The sequence below is a fragment of the Streptomyces omiyaensis genome, assembly GCF_014650895.1.
In the GTDB taxonomy this organism is placed as follows: domain Bacteria; phylum Actinomycetota; class Actinomycetes; order Streptomycetales; family Streptomycetaceae; genus Streptomyces; species Streptomyces omiyaensis.
Window position 1 is genome coordinate 201561 of sequence record NZ_BMVV01000007.1, and the last position, 21283, is coordinate 222843.

Genomic DNA, 21283 nt, shown 5'->3' on the forward strand with positions numbered 1-21283 from the left:
CCCCTCTCGTCCGACGGCTCACGCGACACCGCCCGGCACGCGGTCCCAGGGCACGTCCTGCGGCAGCAGCAGGCTCAGCTCCGCCACGTCGTCGATGTCGAGCCGGCTGAGCCGCCCGGCCTGCCGGGTGATCATCGACTCCATGGTCTGGCGGGCGAAGCGGCCGTTGCCGAACGTACGGTCGCGCGGCACCGAGGCGAACAACTCGCCGAGAGCCGACAGCGTCTCGGGCGGGCACAGGTAACCGGCCTTCTCGGACAGCGCCCCGACGATCCGCACCAGCTCCTCGTCCGTGTAGTGCTCGAACGAGACGGACCGCGAGAACCGGGAGGCCAGGCCCGGGTTGGAGTCCAGGAAGCCCTGCATCTCGTCGGCGTACCCGGCCACGATGACCACGACCTCGTCGCGGTGGTCCTCCATCAGCTTCATCAGGGTGTCGACCGCCTCCTGGCCGAAGTCGTTGCCCGTGCCGCCGCGGGGTGTCAGGGTGTACGCCTCGTCGATGAACAGAACACCCCCGCGCGCCCGGTCGAAGGCCTCCTTCGTCAACTGGGCGGTGTGCCCCACGAACCGTCCCACCAGGTCCGCCCGCGCCGTCTCGATCAGCTGGCCGCCCGGCAGCACCCCGAGTTCGGCGAGCAACCGGCCGTACAGACGCGCCACCGTCGTCTTACCGGTTCCGGGCGGTCCCGAGAACACCAGGTGATGGCTGATCGTGGCGGTCGGAAGCCCCGCCTCCTTGCGCCGGTTGACCTGCTTGATCAGGTTGACCAGGTCCTCGACCTGCTCCTTGGCGGCGGGCAGCCCGATCATCGCGCGCAGCTCGTCGAGCAGCTCCGTCCGGCGTTCCGCGGGCTCCCCGGCGGCCACCGTCACCCCCACGTCCTCGGGCGTGAGCAGCGCCAGGTCGGCGTTGCCGATCTCCGGCAGCGCGGCCAGCCGCGAGGCCTGCCGGTCCACCATCTCCTCGAAGACCTTGCGCGCGGCCCGGCCGTTGCCGAAGTCGGCGCCCTTGGCCACGCCCCCGAAGTGCTGCGCCAGCGCCTCACGGGTGCCGTCGGCGAGCTGGTAGCCGTGCGAGGCCGCGGCCATCGCCACGATCGTCGTCAGCTCGTCGTCCGAGTAGTTCTCGAACTCCACCGTGCGGCTGAACCGCGAGGCGAGCCCGGGGTTGGAGTCGAGGAAGCCCCGCATCTCCTCGGAGTACCCCGCGACGATGACCACGACCTCGTCGCGGTGGTCCTCCATCAGCTTGACCAGCGTGTCGATGGCCTCCTTGCCGAAGTCCGGCCCGCTGCCCCCGGTGCCCTGCGACAGCGTGTACGCCTCGTCGACGAAGAGCACGCCGCCGAGCGCCCGCTGGAAGATCTCCGTCGTCTTGATCGCCGTGCCGCCGATGATCGACGCCACCAGGTCCGCGCGGGCCACCTCGACGAGATGGCCCGACGGCAGGACGTCCAGCTCGGCGAGGATCGAGCCGTAGAGCCGGGCCACGGTCGTCTTGCCGGTGCCCGGTGGGCCCGCGAAGATCAGATGGCGGCTCATCGGCAGCGCGGGCATGCCCGCCAGCTCCCGTCGTCTGGCCAGCTTGTTGAGGTTGACCAGGGTGGAGACCTGCTCCTTCACCCCGTCCAGGCCCACCAGCGCCTGCAAGGCCTCCAGCGGCCCGTCCGGCCTGCGCGGCGCGGCGGACGGCACCGGACCCGAGGCCCCGCCGGAAGGACCGTCCTCCGCGCCCTCGCCGTCCGTGTCCCCGCGCGTCCCGTGCGACTCGCTCCCCTGACCGCCGGCCGGGGCGGTGACCTCCCCGTACGAGTCCGGCAGTTCGTTCTCCACGCTCGTCAGGTTCTCCACCGCGACCCGGACCGACGGCTTGAGCTGGCGCAGCCCCGAACCCCGGTTGCCGGAGACCGTGCAGTCGTGCACCCGCACCGCCTCCGTCGAGTCGACCCGGATGCCGTCGGCCGCGTTGTCCACCGCCTCGCACCGGCTGAGCGTGGCCCGGCCGCCCGCCGCGACCCGGAAGCCGTAGCGCCGGCAGGACCGTGCGCGGGTGCGGGTCGCGGTCAGCTCCCCGCCGTCCTCGACGAGTACCCCCTCCTGCGGCGATTCGGCGACGCTGCAGTCCCGCAGCGTGGCCACCCCGCCCGCGCCGACCGACACGCCGGCCCCGCCGGTCTCCCGCACCACGGTGTTGCCGACGTAGGCGTTGCCCCCGTCGGCGATCCGCACCCCGGCCTGTCCGGTCGCGGAGACCTCCGAACCCTCCAGCCGGCCACGCCCGTCGCGCGTCACCTCCACGCCGGGTCCGGCGACGTCCGACACGGTCACGCGCCGCAGCATCGGGTTGGCCCCTTCCAGGACGCGCACTCCCGCCCCCGCGCCGCCGGACACCTCCAGCCGGTCGAAGTCCGGCGCGCTGTCCCCGGTCAGTACGACCCCGGCGTCCCTCGCGTCCCGCACCGAGCAGCGCTTGAACGAAGGCCCCGAGGTCTCCTCCACCCAGATGCCGCTGCCCTCGGCCCCGGTGACCTCGCACTCCTCGAAGGTGCCGCGCGAACGGCCCGTGACATGGATGCCGTTGCCCTTGGTGCGGGAGGTGCGGCAGCGGCGCAGCACCGGGTCGGTGCCCTCGGCGAGGGCGATGCCGTGCACCTGGGTGCCGGTCACCGAGCACTCCTCGAGGACCACCCGCTCCTTGGAGCCGATGAACACGCCCAGCAGGCAGTCCCGCACCGAGGTCCGCAGCACCTGGGTGGAGCTATTCTGCTCCAGGGCGATGGCCGGCTTGTCGGTGGCCGAGATCTCGCAGTCCTCGATCACCCCCCGGCCCTCGCCGTTGGCGCACACCCCGTTGCCCCGGGCGTCGCGCAGCACGCAGTTGCGGAACGTCGGATTGGCCCGCTCGCCGATGACCACCGCCGAGGTGCCCAGATGCTCCACGACGCAGTCGTCGATCACACTGGTGCCGGTGGACGTCTCCACGATTCCCGCCCCACCGGGGTTGGTCACCCGGCAGCCGCGCATCGCCAGCGAACCCTGCTGGCGGGTGAGTACGGCGGCCCAGGCGTTGCCCACCACCTCGCAGTCCTGGAGTGCCGCCTGACCGCGCGGCACGTCCACCGCGGGCAGCTCGTCGTCCAGCCCCTGCAGCACCAGCCCCGTCAGCTGCACCGCTTCGGCCACCACCTGGACCACCGTCCCCCGGGGCGGCACGATCCGCACGCTTCCGCGCCGGTCCTCGGCGGTGATGGTCACCATCTTGGTGATGACCAGGTTCTCCTCGTACCGCCCCGGCCGCACCGAGATCACCGCGCCGTTGCGCGCCGCCTCCAAGGCCGCGCCGATCGTGCGGAACTGGCCGCCGGAGCCGGACGGCCGGTCGGTCTGCGCCTCGGCGCTCACGGTCAGCACATGGCGCGACATGCGTGGTTGTTCCCTTCGTGGTGGGCCGCCGGCCCCGGTGGGCCGGACCGCTTCAGGAGGCGGTGCACTGGACACGGGCGGCGTCGCCCGCGTGATGGGCGTAGGTCCGCTTCGACCCCGACCAGTCGAGACCCCGGTCGTGGAGCTTCACCGTCAGCAGGCCGCGGGTGACGTTGACGCTGCCGGCGCTGATCCACTGCCCCCGCCGGGAGACCTGGTCGACGGTGAAGGACTTCAGGATCGGGTCGTTGCCCGTCGCACCGGCGTGCACGGTGTAGTACGACGGCTTGCCGCCCACCGCCTTGATGTCGCTGTGGTGGGGAACGTGCACCGAGACCTGGCAGGTGCCGGAGGTGACGTCGCCGGTACGGAACGTCCAGCGCAGCGCGTTCCCGGCGTCGCTGCCCGAGTGCCCGGACATCGGCAGGGAGTAGAAGTCGCCGTTGCAGCCGGAGCTGCCGTAGCCGCCGGTGTCGTACCGCTGCCAGCCCTCCTTGCCGTCCGTGTACCAGCCGCTGTACGTGAAGGTGGCGCCCGAGCCCGCGCAGCCCGGGCCCGCCACGGCCGAGTACTGCGCCTTCGCCGGGGGAGCCGACGTCTGCTGCGGCGCGGTCACCCGGGTCTCGGTGGGCGTCGGGCCGGGCCGGGTGGGCGTCGGGCCGGGCCGGGTGGGCGTCGGGCCGGAGGTGGACCTGGACCCGTCGGAGGTCGGACCGGTGGTGGGACGGGAGCCGCCGGAGCCGGTGCTCTTCGTGGCCGTCGGCACGGGGCCGCCGCCGAGGCCGTCCGCCCCGGCTCCCGCGCCGAGACCGGCGGCGGACTTGGCCAGGGGGTTGTTCGCGGGGCCCGGACCGCCGTCCCGCGGGCCGGGGGCCGCCCCCGGGGCGCCGGTTCCCGGCAGGGCGGAGCCCTTCTCCGGCGCGTCGACCCCCGGCACGTAGCCGTCGGGGCCTCCGCCGGCCTGGTTGTACCCGGTGGGGCGAGGGGGCACGGGGTTCGGGCCGGAGCCGCCGCCGAGCTGAGAGAACAGCAGGGGTACGCCCATCAGGACCACGCCCGAGGTGGCCGCCGCCGCGATCATCGGCTTGGAGAGCCGCCTGCCGGGACGGGAGACGGCGCGGGGGATCGCCGCGGCGGTGGCGGCCGCGGCGAGGCCGTCCGCGTCGGGGGCGGCCTGGCGTCCGCCCTCCCGTTCGCCGTCCGGCGCGCCCTCCCCGGCGGTCTCGGCCCCGCCTTCGGGGGCCGTGGTCCCCGGGGCGCCGGGGCCGGCCGCGGGGACGGTGCCGATCGGCGCGGCCGCGGTTCTGGCGCTCGTCTCCGGTTCGGCGACCTGCTCCGACCCGGCGCCGGCCGGGTCCGTCCCCGGTCCGGAGCCGTTCGCGGCCGGCGCGGTGCCGGTACGCGGCTCGGGCGCCGCGCCGGACCCGTCCGGATCGTCGTCCGCCGACTGCCAGGCGACCGTCGGCAGGCTGATGGCCGACGCGGCCTGCGCGGCGGTGCCCCCGGCCCGTGCTTCGTTGTTGTCCACCGTGATTCCCCTCGGTCGTCGCGGACCCCCCGCGACACGTACGAACGGACCGGCGGTGTCGCGTGGTTCACCGGACCGGTCAACTCGGCGGGCGGACTTCCGCCCCTTCCGGCGCGGGGGTCAGCACGAAGGCGGCGGCGCGCTCGACGACGTCCTGGCCGAGGGGGCCCGGGGCGGTGTAGCCGGGCCTGTCCAGGTGCGCGAGCAGCCCGGCCTCGGGAGCGAGCGCGTACTGCTCCAGGTAGTACGTGACGGTGTCGGTCCACACCCACCGCCCGTCCGTGCGGAAGTTCAGCGGCACCTCCGCCACCCGGGAGGGGTCCAGCACGTCGTCCATGAGCACCGGCGTCATCAGGACGGGCGTGCCGGCGTTCAGCCGCTCCACCAGCAGGGCGCGCAGGTCCGGGTCCTCGACCACCGGGTGGTCGAGGCCGAACCCCGGGCCCGTCTCCGGTCCCGCGTGGTCGAAGACGGCGGCGAGTCGGAACTCCGGGTCGGTCATGGCGAGGTCCTGTCCTGGGATCGGGGCGGCCCGGCGGCCGTACGCTCCCGGGAGAACGTACGGAACGCCGGGCACGGTTCAGACCGGGCGCGGCCGGTTCAGAACGACCAGTCCACGGCCGGCAGCGTGAGGGTGGCGCGCCCCTGACCGAGGCGTACGTGCCAGTCGTCCCCCGGGGACCCGTACGCGTCCCCCGCCGCGGCCGCGAACGCCCGCGCCGCCTCGGCCTCGGCCCGCGCCAGGGCTGCGGGATCGCCCCCGTCCCGCACGCGGTGCAGATCGGCCAGAGCACGCGCCAGCACCGTCCGGGGGTCCGAGAGCCCGGGATCGGACCGCTCCGACTCTTCGGCGATCCGTTCCAGCGCCGGACCGTAGTGGGCCAGGTTGGCGTCCACGGCGCGTCGCATGTCGGCGTCCCGCCGGGCGGGCCGCGCGTCGTCCCGGAGCGCGACGTGAGGTCCCTCGGGGTCACCCGCGAGCACCAGGGGCGCGGAGCCGGAGGCGCCGGCGCCCCGCACCGTGACCCGCAGCAGGGTGTGCTCCACACCGTCCCGGGTGAAGCGGACGTACGCCTCCGGGTCGACGTCCAGCCGTACCGCGGCGGCGGGGGCCAGACGGGTCCGCGCCTCCGCGACGACGTCCGCCGTCGCGTAGAACGCGCGGACACCGTCGTGGTCCGGCACCGCCAGCCGGTGGTCGGCGGACACCCGGAGGGCGGGCCGCTCCACCGCCTCGACGGGGCGGACGGGCCGGAACGCCGGGAAGGACGCGGCGTCCCTGGACGGGCCGTTCAGGGCGACCGCGATCGGGTCCTCCCCGTCCGCGAACGCCACCACGCGCGTCTCGCCGACGCGGTGGGTGTGCGACGTCGTCCCCGCCGCCTCGTAGTCGGTGAGCCGGTAGGCGGGCGCGGGCGGTGAGGCCGGGGGAGCCGGCGGGGCGGCCGGGTCGAGGGGCGGGGTGACGACGATGACGGGCGGCCCGGCCACCTTCGGCCGGATCTCCCGCTCCTGCCCGGTCCTCCCTCCGGGGATCGGCCCGGCCTGATCGTCGAACCGGTCGGCGGCGTCACGCGGCGTGGTGGGAGCGGAGGCGGGTGCGGGGGCCGGGGTTTCGCCGCTCCCGAGGGAGACGAACCGGTCCGCGTCCGCGTCCTCGTCCTCGTCCGGGAGCCCGAAGCCGAAGCCGTAGTCGTCGTCGTCCTCGGAATGGACCGATGCGGCAGGCGGTGTCTCCGGCCGTGCGTTGGCCGTGTCGCCCAGCTTGCCGGCCGCGGCGCGGAGGCGCGCCGCTCCGATCCGTTCGAAGTGCCCCTTCACGGTGGCGTCGTCGGCGAACATCGCGGCCAGATCGCGGTACCGCGTCTCGTAGGCGAACCGTTCCGGCCCCTCGGTCCTGTCGACGAGCGCGAATCTGCGGTAACGCGGGAAGTCATCGTCCGTCCCGTCGGCGGGCACCTCGGCCGCGGCCAGCTCGGGGCCGGTTCCCGACGCGGGGTCTCCGCTGCCGAGGGGTCCGGTCGCGGGGGCCTCGAAGTACTTGTCGAACGTGGCCTTTCCGGAATGCCAGGCGCCTCCTTCCCGACGGTCGCGGTAACGGCTGTAGCTCGTGTACGAGGAGAGGTCCGCCTGGTAGTACTGGTGAAACTCGTGGAAGAGCCTGCGGATGGTCCTCAGCCGCTCGCTGTCGAGGTCCACGAGACGACGCCGTGTGCCCTCCGTCGTCTCCACGGGCGTATCCGTGAGCCGGAGGGCGGCCTCGGCGATCCACTGGAAGGTGCTGTCGGCGCTCTCCTTCCCCCGGAAGTAGAAGCCCATCGGGTCGGAGTCGACGAGCAGGAGCGAGGCCCGGAAGGCGAAGCCGACCTGATCCCGGGTCATGTCGCCCCACAGGTTCCGGTAGCGCCTCATGAGATCGACGGCGCCGCGGTGCTCCGGCTCGTCGTCGTGCGCGTCCTTTCCGGCGCCGTACATCGCCTTCGAGTTCAGCTTCTCGATGTCGTGGAAGAGGATGGCCTTGACGACGGCGTCCACCGGAATCAGGCGGGTGCCCTCGTCGCCGGTGGCGTCGACGAGTCTGATGTACTGGCCGGCCACCATCTGCGCGTGCTCGTAGAAGGTGTACTCCTCACTCGCCGCGCAGATCATGCCGTAGCGGTCGTCGAGTCCGGGGAACGTCTCGGCGAGGAGGTCGAGCATCCGGAACACCGGCGCTCCGTCCTCCCTGAGCCGGGTCAGTCGCTCACCGGTCTCGATCTGCAGGGCGACCTCGGCGGCCCGTGACTCGCGCAGGGCGGCGAAGTCCTGCCGCGCGGGCTCCCGGGGGACGTGGAAGTCGGCGGAGACCTCCTTGTCCTGGCGTGCGAGTTCATGGGCGATCGCCGCGTGGGTGGCCCAGGAGGCCACCGTTCCGTGCATGAGGCGGTCGACGGACCTGTTGTACCGGTCCGGCCAGTCGGTGCTCGGAGTGTCGGTGCCGTCGAGGAACCGCAGGTGATCCCCGAGGAACTTCCAGAGCTCCTTCTCCCTTGCGGCGTACGGGATCGGATCCTCCAGGAGGGGTTCCCGGACGCGGTCGACGGGCTCCTGGAGGTACTGCTTCCAGGTGACGTGGTGCTGGCGCAGCTTCCGGGATATCCAGCCGAGAGTGGTCTCGTTGTTCTGGTGCGAGGCCCCCGAGATCCACGGGTTGTACTCGGCGTTCAGGTCGGGGGCCTCGGAGTCCGGCATGCCGACCCGGTTCCGGAGCTCGTTCACATGGAGGTGTTCACCGTGCTTCGGGAACGTGTGGCCGGGGTCGTCGGCGTTCTCGCTCAGATGGTCCTTCGCTCCGGCGAAGTAGGTGATGAGGGAGTTCGGGCGGATGTTCTCGCGGAGCAGCGTCAGGTCGTCTCCGCGGATTCCGAACTGGTTGCGGTCGCCCGAGTGGTCGACGTTGAGCGACGGTCTCCCACCGGCGACATCCGGAGTGTCGAGGTGCCGGGCGCCCTCGGAGATGCGGTGGTAGACGTCCTGGGGAACGAGGTAGGAACGGATGAGCGGCTTCTTGGCGTCGCCGTGCTCCGCCTGGTACTTCATGAGCCAGGCGACGGAGCGGGCGGGAGTTCCGATGCTCGTCCACATGGTGCCGTCGCCCGAGCCGGTGCAGAGCAGCACCTCCCCCGTCCGAGGGTCCTGCTGGACGTCCTTGCGGTTGTCGGCCGAGGTGGCCCGGCCGGGGACACCGGGAGTGACGGTGAGGGGGACCTCCTCGACCACGGCGGTGTAGAAGCGCACGTACGGCGTTCCGTCGACCACCTCGACCTCCGCCTCGCCGCGGTGGACGTACTCCTTCGTCGCGTATCCGTAGCGCTTGTTCTTCCAGGCGAGACCGTCACCGGTGGGACGGCTCGGCCCCGGGTAGCTCATGCCGGGGACACCGATGACCGGGCCGCCGGGGGCGGTCCGTCGGGACGGGCCCCGTTCGGAGCCCTCGGGAGCCTCCGGATCCACCTCGCGCAGCTTCACCAGGGACCGGCCGCCGGTCGCACGCGTCACCGACGTCACCTCGTAGTGCGAGCCGGGCGTGAACACGACCCGGTTCTCTCCGAGCGCCCCGGGCACGGACCAGGTGACCGAGGGGTGCACCTCGACGATCGCGTTGTCGGCTGTGCCGGCCTCGTGGCCTTGCCGGGTCGACCAGACGGGGGCGGCGGACACCAGCTCGTCCAGGGAGTACGTCGTCCGGTCGTCCGCCGACTCGCGCAGCCGCGTCAGCAGTTCGGGCGAGATCGAGGCGCCCGTCTGTACCGGGTGCCGGTAGGGCCTGACCGTCCGGTGGATCTCGGCGATCGACTTCGCCACAGCGCCGTCGGGGTCACCTGCCAGGCCGCGCAGGGACGCGTCGCCCCGGGCGTGGCCGATGACCAGGGCCAGCTGCGTGAGGTCGATTCCCGCGTCGGGCAGCTGCCGGAGCAGCGCCCTGGCCTCCTCGGTGTAGGGCGTCAGCGTCCGTACGTCGCCGGAGACGGTGCTCTCGCGCCGGGACTCCGCCGTCGAAGGACCGGTCGGCGTCAGGCTGTCGAGGAGCGAGAGGCCCTGCGGCCGACGGTCGAACGTGACGTGGTCGATCAGCGTCCGGTCCGGCTCCGGTGCCACCCTCCCGAGGCTGTCGGACAGCGCGGCGACGAGGGCGGTGACGCGCGCGTCGGCAGCCTGCTTCGCCTGCCCGGGGAAGCGGTTGTTGCCCCCCGCGGTGACGGTGACCTCCAGGTTCGGCTCGCCGTCCCGCCGCCGGCGCTCCAGCTCGGGCCGCAGGTCACGCGCGAACGCGTCGAGCTCCGCTCGCTGGTCCTCGCTGAGGCTCTTTCCCCTCTCCGGGAACCGTACGGTCACCTGCCGCGGCGCGGAGGGTTCCCCACCGGGCCCGAACACCGCGGTCAGTGACGCCTCGTCCTCGTCGCCGAACCGCACCGCTCCGGGGTGGCCGGGCGTGTCGGTGCCGGCGTCACGGACCGCGTCGGCGGGAGCTCCGTCCCCGTCGGTGACCGTCCTGTCGGGGGTGTGGCCGGACGTGCCGGTGTCGGTGTAGCGGTGCCAGCGTGCCGGGGGGTCGCCGAGGACGGTGATCCTGCCGTCGGCGGTGATCCCGACGTGACGGGCCGTGAAGAGAGGGGAGCCCGGCACGGACCAGACCGGGGCGTCGGCCGCCAGCGCGGTGAGGGGGTCGCGATCCGTGCCCCCTCGGGAGCGGTGCGCCCACAGGCCGCTCATGACCGTTCGGACGGTGCTTTCGTGGAGGGGCGTGGCCAGGTCGCAGCCGGTGAACTGGATCTCGGTGACGCCGTCCAGCCTGCCGCTGTCGTGGGCGTCGGTCAGTGCCTTGAGGACGAGGTCGGCGGAGGGCGGCCCGTCCGCGCCGACGTGCATGCCGACGACGAAGACCCCCGGGCGGGGCGGCAGGTCGGCGAGGGCCTTGTTCCGGGCCGGTGTCATGGCGCCCACAGCCACTCCGGCGGGGAGGGGGCGTGCCGTCCCCGCCACCAGGACCTCGGTGATCCGGGCCACGGACCCGCGCCAGAACTCCGGGGTGTACGCGTCCGCGGGCAGCAGGTCCGGTGAGTGGCCCTGGTCGAGCAGGAAGCGGTGGGCCACGATCCGCACGTCCGCGGTGAGCGCGGTCCCCGGAGGCTCCACGGCGTCGAGCCGCTGGAGCCTCGTGACGGCCTCGGCGAGGGCGGTCAGCCGCTGCCGGCCCGGGGCGGGGGCGTCTCCGGCCTGTGCCACCGCGGCGTAGTAGTCGTCGAAGACCGCGTCGATGTCGGGCCGTGCGGGGGGCGCTTCCGGGTCGTCGTCCGCCAGCCACGGCCGGGTTCCCTCCGGCTCGGGGCGCGGCTCGACTCCGTATGCGACGCGGCGCCGCAGTTCGAGGTAGGAGTCGGCGTGCAGGACGCGCCAGTCCCGGTTGCCGTTCGGCCGCAGGTCCAAGACCTCGCGGAACAGGGCGGTGACCCGTTCGTCGGGGTCGGGAGCGGTGCCGTCGCCCAGGAGCGAGGACCAGGAGTTCTCGGGCAGGACGTCCGAGAGCCGCAGCCCGCGCGGCCCGGGAGCCCGGACGTGGTGTGCCGAACCCGGTGCTCGCTCGCCGGGCTCCAGACCGAGCGCCACCTCGTCGGGGAACCTTCCGCCCGGCATGACCTTGCGGAGGTGCTTCTCCTCCAGGGGAGCCAGCGCGTGGTACCTGCTCCAGTTGTCGGCGTAGTCGAGGGGGTTCTCGGTGAAACCGAGCCGGGTGTCCTTCAGCAGCACCGTCCGCCCGAACTCCTCCGCAGCCCGCATGACTTCGTGGAACGAGTGGTGGCGGACCGGCAGCATGTCGGCCAGCAGGGCCAGGCGCAGCAGCCGGTAGTCGACCGGGACATCCCATCGCCGGCTCAGGGAGTGGACCGCCGCGAGCGTGAAGTACGCCGTATTGGACGTACCGGCGTTCAGGAGGCCACCGGTGCTCTGCGCTTCCACCTGGCCCATGCTCTGCATCTTGATCGAGCGGTGGTTCTCCCCGGGGATCCAGGTCAGCCGGCCGTCCTCGCCCACGGCGTGGCGGAGCTCGCGGGGGCTGAGCGGGGGCACCACGTCGCCCGGCCGGAGGTCGGTCGGTGCGAGCCGGTTGACGTCGGGCGTCCGCTGGTGCGCGTGCTCCTGACCGAGGACCATCGGCGTGGTCTTGGCGAAGCCGAGGTGGGGCAGGACCGCGTGCACGGCCGCCCCGAGCAGATGCATCTGCTCGCGGATGTTGCCGTCCTCGACGACCTCCCGCAGGGTGTCGAGGTCGTTGCCCACGGACCCGCTGCCCGTCGCCGCCGCGCTGCCGAGCAGGGATCGGAGCCGTTCCGTCTCCTTCGCCTTCTCCTCGGCACCGGAGAACTTCCCGTCCTTCGCGACCGTGGCCTCGATGCCGTCCCAGACGGCCCGTACCAGCTTCTTCACCTCGCCGTGAACCGTGGGGAGCTGGGCGAGGAGATGGCCGAGCGGTCGTTCCGCCGCCAGGGAGGCGTCCGTGTACGCGATGCGCGTGGCCAGCCGCACCAGGGGGTCGTCGACCCCCTGGTGCGGGGTGGCGTGCGATGCCCGGCCGAGCCGGGTGAGGGCCGACAGCGGGCGCCCCGGCAGATCGGTGCCCGAGGTGAGGGGGTGCCATCCGTCGGCGGCCTCGTCCGGGGTGGAGACCGCGGTGATGGTGCTCCGTGCCAGGTCGTCCTTGTCGACGAGCAGGCGGCCGTCGGGCGTGCGGACGGCCGCCCCGGCGGCCACGGTCACGCGCAGGAGCGTCCCCCCGCCCGTGCCCGGCGGGGTCGTGGTCAGCGTGGCGTGGGGCCGGTCGCCGGTACGCAGGAACGCGTCGGAGCGCCGGAGGACGAGGTCCGGGGTGACGGGGAGCCGCAGGTAGGCCTCGGTCTCGGTGCCCGTACGGGTGCCGAGGGCGTCCAGTTCCGACCGCCGGTCGAGCGGGGCGTCCGGCTCGTCCGTGACCGTGCCGAGCACCTGAACCACCTCCGCGTGGAGGTCGGCGGCGACATCGCGCGTGAGGGGGGCGTCCTCGTTCGCCGGCGCGTCCGTGCGCACCGGTGCGTCCGTGCCGAGTGGCGGCGTGTGCGCCCCGCCGTCACCGGCGGTCGTCGTCTCCGGGCCGGGCGAGGGGGTCGGCTGGGAGATCGCACGGGTGGCCTCGGCCATGCCCAGGACGAGGTCGTCGGTGATCCGGGACGGGCGCGCGCGGAGCCAGTAGTCCGCCGTGTGCTGATCGGCGGTCAGCCGCGTCGGGCGGTATCCCTGGTCGAGCAGGAGGCGCTGGACCAGGATCCGGACGTTCGTCGTGATCTTTCCGTCCGCCGTCGCGGGGTGCGGTTCGTCGAGCTTCTGCAGCTTCGTGACGACCTCGCCGACGGCCTTGAGACGTGCCTGATCCGTGAGCGGGGGCCTGACTCTGGTCACCGTCTTCGCGTACGCCGCCAGCACGGTGCCGATCGTGTCGCGCAGGGAGCCCGCGTACTCCGGGGGCAGCTCGCGCCCCTCGACTTCCGCGCGCAGCCTCAGGTAGGCGTCGGCGTCGAGCGGCGGCCGGTCGCTCGACGCCGACGACAGGAGGTCGCCGAGCAGCCTCGTGCCCCGCTCGTGGACCCCGGCGTCCGGGGAGGCCGCACGGGCCCGCGCGGAATCCACCTCGACGATCTGTGCCACAGGGGCGGGGGACAGGTCGGGACGCCGGCCGTGCGGGGTCCGGGTGCGGACGAAGGACGCCATGCCCAGAGCCAGTTCGGCCGCCAGCTGGGCAGGCTCGTTGGCCGCCCAGAAGTCCGGGGTGATGTTCCTCTCCGCCAACAGCGCCGGAGAGTAGCCCTGTTCCAGCAGGAATCGCTGGGCCAGGATCCGTATGTCGGTCGTGGCTCCCGCGTCGGACTCCGCGTCGGGATGGTCGAGGGTCCGGAGGCTGCTGATCAGCTCGGCGATCGTTTCGAGTCGCTTCGCATCGGTCGGAGCCCGGGACACTTCGGCGTAGTAGTGGTCCAGGGCCTCGGAGATGTCCCTCCGTAGGTCGTCCGTCTCGTTCCCCGGTTCGAGCGGCCCGGAACCGCCCACCCGGACGCGCAGGGCCAGATAGCCGTCGGCGTCGAGGCGCGGCCGCTCGTCGGGGTCGCCGCGCCAGTCGAGCTGCTCCGCGAGCACCTCCCCCAGGTCGTCCGTGAGATCGGCTCCGGGCAGCAGAGCTCCCCACTCGTCCCTGTCCAGCACCGTGGACAGGGGGACCGCCACCCGCTCGCCCGCGCCGAACCGCTCCGTGCCCGGGCGGTTGAGATCGATGTCGCCGAGGAAGGCGTCGGGAGATCCCTCGGTGCGTCGCGGGGTGTGGTCGGGGGCACCGCCGTCGCTGTACTCGTGCCAGCCGACGGCCACCGGGGCGATCCTGAGACGGCCGCCCTCGTCGACGGCCTCGGCGGTGATGAGACGCCCGGGACGCGGGTGGGCGTCGGAGCCGGTCGAAGCGCCGGCGGAGGTGTCCGGACGTGCGCCGGGCACGAACCAGACCGGTGCGCCGGAGGCCACGGCCCTGAGGGGGCCGGGAGGTGTCGCGCCGTTGGCGCGGTGCTTCCACAGACCGCTCATCACGGTCCTGACCGTGGCCTCGTCGACGGACCCGGCGAGGTTGCACGCGGTGAAACGGATCTCGGTGACGCCGTCCAGCCCGCCGCTGTCGTGGGCGTCGACGAGCTTCCTGAGAACGGCGTCCGTGTCGGGCGGGCTCGCGGGGTCGGTGTGCCAGCCCACGACGAAACGTCCGGGCTCCCGCGGCACGGAGCTGAGGGCTCTGCTCTGGCCGGGGCTGAGGGGGCCGACGGCGATGCCGGCGGGGATGGTGCGTACGGGCTGTGACCGGGCGAACTCGCCCATGCCGGCGATCAGGTCGGCCGCCACCCGGTCCGCGGGCCGCTGCCAGAACCCCGCCGTGCCGCTGTCCTCTCCCAGCAGGGCCGGGGTGTACCCCTGGGCGACCAGCAGGTGCTGCACCAGGACGAGGGTGTCGGCCGGCACCGCGGAGTCCGGCGGCGGAGGGACCGTCGCGCCCGGCTCATGCCGCGCCTGGTGCGTCTGGAGCTTCCCGATGACGTCCGCGACGGCCGCCAGACGGGTGCGGTCCGTGCCGGCCGCCGCCATGGCGGAGTAGTACTGATCGAAGATGCCGTCGAGTTCCGCGTGCAGGTCGGCCCCGCCGGGGTGCGCCGGCTCCTCGGGGTCCACCGCGGTGGTGTCCTCCGGCAGCCGGATCAGCCGCTCCATGATCGAGGTGACTTCGTCGCGCACGCCGGTCTGGGGGTCCGGCTCGACGTCCCCGATGAGACGGCTCCGCAGCTCCTGATAGGAATCGGCGTGGACACGTCGCCAGTCACGGGTCTCGCCCGGCGTCCCGCCCAGGAGTTCCCCGAGCAGCGGCTCCAGCCGGTTCCTGTCGCCGGGAAGACGGTCCAGCAGAACGGACCACTCGGCACCGCGGGGCGCCCGCGCGTCGCGCGGGGCGACGGTGATCGGGACACGGGCGGGGTCCGGCGAGTCCACCGGTGTCGTCTCACCGGGCTCGAGACCCAGCGCGACCTCGTCCGGGAACCTTCCGCCGGGCATGGCGGCGCGCAGCTCGCTCTCGGTCAGCGGCGGAAGATGCCGGAACCTGCCCCAGTCGTCGCCGTACTCCAGGGTGCCGGGGGCGTGGCCGGGTTCCCTCGCCAGCACGTCCCGCTCGAACGCGTCGGCGGCCCGCATGATCTCGTGGAAGGTGTGGTGGCCGACGGGCAGCATGTCCGCCAGCAGGGCGAGCCGCACCAGCTGGTAGTCGACCGGGATCTTCCACTGCTTGCCCATCGCGTGGACGAGGGCGAGCGTGAAGTACGTCGTGTTGGACGTACCCGCGCTCATCAGCCCGCCGGTGCTGTCCGCGGTCACTTGACTCTCGGCGATCATCTTGATCCCGGTGCGCCGCTCACCGGGCTCCCACAGCAGCTGGTCGTCCCGCAGCGCGTGCCTGCGCTCGCGATCGCTCAGAGGCGGATTCACCTCGTCCGGACGCAGACCGGTCCGCAGCCCGCGTTCGATCTCGGCGATGCGCTCGTCACGCGCCGGGGACTTCGGCAGGGCCTGGAGGTCTTCGATGAGCGCGGCGGCCCGCTGCTGGTTCGCCCAGTCGCCGCTGAGGATCGGCGGCTTGGGCTTCGTGAACTTCAGGAGGGGCTTGGTGACGTTGCCGTACAGCGCGTTGCTGTGCACGACATTGCCGAGCAGGTGCATCTGCTCACGCACGTTCCCGTCGGTGACGACGGCCTTGAGCGTGTCGGGATCGTTGCCCACGGAGCCGCTCCCCGACGCCTCCGGGGACCCCAGCAGCGCGATGCGGTCGACCTCTTCACCGGTACGGGTCCTGGCGACGGGCTCCTTCTCGATCCTGTTCCAGATCTGCCGGACCAGCTGCCGTACCTCCCGCTGGACGTCCTCCCGCGCGGCGAGCGCCGTGCCCAGCCGCAGTTCGGCCTCCCGTGACGCCTCGGCGTACACGACGCGCCGGGCGGCCCGCACCATCGGATGGTCGCCGTCCAGGCCGGGATGGGCGTGCAGCACCTGTCCGACGGGCGTCAGGACGGACAGCGGCAGCGGCCGTGTGTCCGGTGCCGCGTCGGGCTCGCGCAAGCTCTGCTGGAACCTCTGGATCGCGGTCAGTTCGCCGTCGGGGCCGATGACGGTCACCGCGGCCAGGTCGTCCTTGCCGAGCAGCAGCCGTCCGTCACCCGGGTCGACGGCGCGCCCTGCGGGGATCCGTACCGTCAGCCAGTGGGCCGCGTCCCGAGGGAGGTCCTTGGTGAGCGTCGTGTACGGCTTGTCGTCGGTGCGCACAGTGCTGTCGGAGCGGCCCACCAGCCGGACCGGGGCGTCGTTCAGCACCAGATGGGCGGTGGTGTCCTCGGGCGTGCGCGTGCCGAGGGCGTTCAGATCAGCCCGCCAGTCCTCCGGGCCGGCCGCGCCGTCGTCCCGACCGCGCGCCGGTTGTCCGTCCCCCGCCCCGCGGGCTTGCGCGAGGGCGGGTCCGCCGACGGGCGTGGACGTGTGGTCACCGGCCGGCCGGGCGCCGTCCCCGGCGGGCCGCCCCGTGGCCGCGCTCGGGCCGCCGGCCGGACTCCCGCTGTCCGCGGAGGTGGACGCGGGCGTGGAGGTGGAGGCGGGCGTGGACGCGGGCGTGGGTGTGGAGACGGGCGTGGGCGTGGAGGGCCACCGGTGCGACGACACGACGGCCCTGGCCACGTCGATCGCGAAGGTCTGAAGCCTCGTGGCCTTCATGGCGGGCATCTTGGGCTTCTTCCAGAGAGCCTCCGTGTGGTACTTCGCCGGCAGCTTCACCGGGGTGACACCGAGGTCCAGGAGCATGCGCGGGACCACGAATTCGGCGTCGGCGGTGAGCGCGCCGTTCGGGGACGCCGGGACACCCGTGATCTGATGGAGCGTCAGGGCAGTGTCGGCGACGGTCTTGAGCTGCCCCACGAGCCCGGTCGCCCCGGCCAGGTCCTGCCGGTGCTTGGCGAAGACACCGTCGAGCGCGTGCCGCACGTCGTCCGCGAGCGCACTCTGTTCTCCGCCCTCGATCGCGGCGCGCAGGGCGAGGTACGCGTCGGTGTCCAGCGTGCGCCAGACGCCCTCCTCGGTGTGCGCCCCGTTCAGGAGGTCACGGAGCAGGGCCGTCCTGGCCTCGTCGGGTTCCCGCAGCAGGTCCCGCAGAGCGTTCTCGGGCGGCGGCGGTGCCGGAGAAGGAGCGGCCGTACCCGGAAGGGTCGCGGCCCGGGCGAGGCCGGACATGCCGAGGGCCAGCTCGGCCGAGAGGACGGGGGGCGTGGAGTCCCGCCAGAAGGCGGTGGTGCGGGCCTCGGGCGACAACCGCGCCGGGGGGAAGCCCCGGTCGAGGAGGACACGCTGGATCAGGATCTCGGCGTCCTGTCCGAGCGGGCGGTCCGACGCGTCCAGGTGGAGCGCCTTGACCAGGTTGGCGACGGCCTCCAGGCCGCCCCAGCCGTCCTCGGCGGAGGCGGCGGTCTCGGCCTCGTCCGCGTAGGCGGTGAAGGCCGCCGCCACGTCGTCGGCGGACGGGCGGGTGTGGTCGGGCGCCGGGGTCAGGGTCAGCAGCCTCCGGTACGCGTCCGCGTCGAGCGTCCTCCACGCGCCGTCGGCGTCCCGCGCACCGTCCGCGACCTCCGCGAGCAGGTCGGCTCCGGAAGGATCGGTCAGCAGGAGTCCCCAGTGTTCCCGGGCGAGGTGCCGGGACAGGGGTCCCGGAGCCGCCCCTCCGGAACCGAACTTCACGACCTCCCCGTCGACCGGGTCGAGCCGGTCGGGCAGGTCGGGCAGGTCGCCGGAGCGGGGGGCGGTGACCTCGGGGGTGTGGTCGGGGGCGCCCGTGTCGGCGTACTCGTGCCAGGCGGCGTCGTCGCGCCGGACGGAGAGCCTGCCGTCGGAGGCGACGGAGACGTCCGCGGCGGTGACGAGACGCCCGCCGGGGACGTACCAGACGGGGGCGTCGGCGGCGAGGGCCTTGACGGGGCCGGGCGGCGGCACGTCGTTGGCGCGGTGCTTCCACAGGCCGCTCATGACCGTCTTGACGGTGGCTTCGTGGACGGGGGAGGCGAGGTTGCAGGCGGTGAACTGGATCCGGGTGATGCCGTCGAGCCGGCCGTCGTCGTGCGCGTCGGTGAGGGCCTTGAGAACGGTCGCGGGATCGTGGGGGGTGTCGGGGTCGGTGTGCATGCCGACGACGAAGACGCCGCGCTGCTTGGGGATCGCCTGGAGGGCATGGTGCTGGGCGGGGCCGAGGGCGCCGACGGCGATGCCCGAGGGGATGTCCCGTACCGGACCGCCGGACGGAGTGAGGCCGTCGCCGTCGACCGGGACTTCCGGGCCGTCGTCGCCCGAGTCCGCCGGGATCCCGGGGTCGTGGTCGCCGGCCGGGGCCTTGGGACCGCCGTCACCGCCGGCCGGGGCCCCGATGGTTTCGCCGTCGGGGTCCGTCCGGTGCGCGGGGGCGTCGCCGGAGGGTGCGTCGGTGTCGTCGACGTCGACGAGGAGGTAGCCGAGTCCTTCGGCGGCGGCCCGGTCCGCTTCGGCCTGGAGCGGGTGGGGCCTGACGCCGGACGCCGTGCCGGCGGGCGCCTCCGCCGACTGCTCGGTGGCCCTCGGCACGGGGGCGGCGAACCGGTCGCCCCCGCTCTGGGTCACGGTGCGCGACGTGAGCCGGTCCTCCTCCGTCCGGTTCGGGCCCCGGTTCTCCGTGTCGCCGCCCAGCAGGGAGGAGAGGTCCGACGAGGTGGTCGGGCGGGCGGCGCCGGGCCCGTCGTCCTTCGTGCCGGAGTCCTTGTCCACGCCGCCGGACCTGGACGTGTCGCCGTCGGATCCGACCCGGAACAGCGGGTCCTCGGCGATGTCGTCGGCGAACGAGGGCCCCAGGTCCACGTCGAGCGGCGTGAAGGCGCTGCCGCCGTCGCTCTGGACCGTGACGTCCGGGCCACCGGGCGTGTCGGAGAAGAAGGACGTGCCGGTGAAGGGGTTGGAGAAGACCCACTTCACCATGTCCTTCATGTCGCGCGCGAAGCTCGGGTCCGTCGTGTCCGATGTGGGGCGGGGCACCGGCCACGGTGCCGGGTTGCCCGTCATGTTGGCCACGAACGAGGCGATGTTGATGGGGTGCAGCAGTCCGAAGTACTTGCTGTCGTCCGGGTTCTCGGCGTACTGGTGGCTGAGGACCCAGTTCTGGTACCTGACCATGACCGGCTCGAACATCCGGTGCAGGCCGTGGCTCAGCGCGCCCATGGCCACGCCGGAGGCGAACGGACCCGCCGTGATCTTGAACGTGCCGTCTCCGAAGACGAGGTTGTAGAAGCCCTCGCTCAGCATCTCGTGCGTGCCCTCGCTGAGGAGGGACGCGACGGCCCCGCCCAGCTGGTACATCGGGCTGCCCTGCAGGGGGTTCTCCTGCTTGAAGATGCGTGCGAGGGCGTTGCCGTGTTCGGAGCGGGCGAAGAGGTCCGGCATCGCGTCGGCGAGGTTCCTGAGCGGCGCCAGGTTGCCCAGGTCGCCCATCGCCTTGGTGAGGAGCTCGGGGAGGTCGGCATGGTCCGCGCCGAGGCGGACCCACTGGTGGGCCAGGACGTCGCCGAACTTCTTGCCCGCCTCCCTCGCCGCCTGCTTCGCCGCGGCCTCCGCCACCTCGTCCGCGCCCTCGTGCTTGAGGTGCTTGGCGAAGACGTCGCCCATCTTGTCGGCGAAGGCCTCCGCGATGGTCCCCTCGCCGAACCGCATGAAACCGGTCTCCAGCTGGCGGTTGACACCGCCGAGGAGTTCGCCGACGTCCTTCGCGAACGCCGAGCGCGCCTCCTTGGTGGCCAGCAGTTCGTCCAGCGGGTTCGCGCCGTGCCCCGCGGCCCCACCCGTCCCCGGGGCGTCGGAGGACTTGGCGGGCGCGCCCGTCGTCGGTGCGTCCCCGGCGGCGGACTTGCCCGCCCCCGGCGCCGTCGCACCGGCGCCCGACTCCGTCCTGCCCGGTGCGGGAGCGTCCTTGGTACCCGGGGCGGGCGTGTCCTTCGCACCCGGGGCCGGGGTGTCCTTGGCGCCCGTGACCGGCGCGTTCGGCTTGTCCTTGGCCGTGGCGCCGCCCGGGGCGTCCGGCTTGGCCGGGACCGGAGCGGGGGCGGCGGTGTCCGGCTTCGGGCGGGCGGCGGGCGCGGACACGCTGCCTTCGGTGGGCGTCTTCGGGGGGACCGGGGGAGGCGTCGCGTCGTTCTTCGCCTTGTCGACCGGAGTCGGCGGCAGTTCCTTGTCGGTCTTCGACGCGACGTCGTTCAGCTTCGACTCGGGGCCGGCCGAGCCCTGCGGGACGTCGGGCTTCTTGTTCTTCGGGGCGCCTTCGAGCTTGTCGTCGGCCTTGTTCAGCACGTCGTCGATCCGCTTGCTGATGATCGAGCCCGGGGTCCTGCCGCCCAGGAGCCTGCCGAGCATCTTGCCGCCGTAGTGGAAGACGACCTCCAGCGGGCCGCCGACCAGGCCGGTCAGGGCGCCCTGCTTGATGGAGTCGATGAGCGACTCCGTGTTCCAGCTCGTGGTGTGGCCCGCGTTGAGCTGGTAGAGCTGGATCACCGTGTCCTGGAAGACGCCGCCGGTGATGCCGATGAACGTCTGACTGACGATGGTCTGGAGCAGCCACCGGAAGAGATGGTTGAGGCCCTCCCTGGTCGCGGCGAACATCGCCGACACCGGGCCCCACACCGCGCCGAAGGTGAAGGCCGAGAAGAGCGTGGCGAACAGGATCTCGGCCAGCAGCTGCACGAGCTGGAGGATCGCCATGATCTTCGTGTACTCGACCTGGTTGGCGACCTTCAGCGCCACCTCGGACAGCTGGCGCGACAGCTCCGCCGTCTGCGTCAGCTGGTTCGCGCCGGCGGTCGCGCCCGTGAGGTCGTTCATGGCCACGAGGAAGGAGTCGGCCGCCTCGCCGTCGAAGTCGTTCTTGACGATCGGGATGAGCTCCGTGACGTACCCGGACAGGGTCTCCAGGTCCGTCGCGATGGCACCGTAGTGCTCCGACACCCGCCGCATGAGGTCCTCGTCGGCCTCGGGCCATTCCATGCCCGACACGAAGGCGAGGAAGTCGGCGATCCCTTCCGGCGGGTTGATGGCCATGGCGTGAGGGTCCTCTGATCGTGCGGACGGCTGTGCCCGGTGGAACGGGGTCGGCCGTCCGCGCGGTTCAGAGGGAGGACGTCCCCCGCACGCGGC

At 73.1% G+C, this 21283-nt stretch carries 4 protein-coding genes; all 4 read right to left on the reverse strand.

The window, feature by feature from the left end; translation table 11 throughout:
- Positions 1 to 18: 18 nt before the first annotated feature.
- Positions 19 to 3426 carry a right-handed parallel beta-helix repeat-containing protein gene (locus tag IE287_RS14435; protein ID WP_189849423.1) on the reverse strand — a complete coding sequence of 1136 codons (3408 nt, stop codon included), beginning with the start codon at positions 3424 to 3426 and terminating at the stop codon, positions 19 to 21.
- Between the two features lie 52 nt (positions 3427 to 3478).
- Positions 3479 to 4954, reverse strand: coding sequence for a hypothetical protein (locus tag IE287_RS14440; RefSeq protein ID WP_189849424.1), 1476 nt, complete (start codon positions 4952 to 4954; stop codon positions 3479 to 3481).
- Between the two features lie 79 nt (positions 4955 to 5033).
- A complete protein-coding gene (locus IE287_RS14445; protein WP_189849425.1) occupies positions 5034 to 5456 on the reverse strand; it encodes a hypothetical protein in 423 nt (140 codons plus the stop codon).
- Between the two features lie 98 nt (positions 5457 to 5554).
- On the reverse strand, positions 5555 to 21187 hold the full coding sequence (locus tag IE287_RS14450; protein ID WP_189849426.1) for a WXG100-like domain-containing protein: 15633 nt from the start codon (positions 21185 to 21187) through the stop codon (positions 5555 to 5557).
- Positions 21188 to 21283 lie beyond the last annotated feature (96 nt).

What these genes read in the sequence shown, in the direction of transcription:
- IE287_RS14435 (WP_189849423.1), bottom strand. Translation starts at nt 3,426, where the DNA reads ATGTCGCGCCATGTGCTGACCGTGAGCGCCGAGGCGCAGACCGACCGG.
- IE287_RS14445 (WP_189849425.1), bottom strand. Translation starts at nt 5,456, where the DNA reads ATGACCGACCCGGAGTTCCGACTCGCCGCCGTCTTCGACCACGCGGGA.
- IE287_RS14450 (WP_189849426.1), bottom strand. Translation starts at nt 21,187, where the DNA reads ATGGCCATCAACCCGCCGGAAGGGATCGCCGACTTCCTCGCCTTCGTG.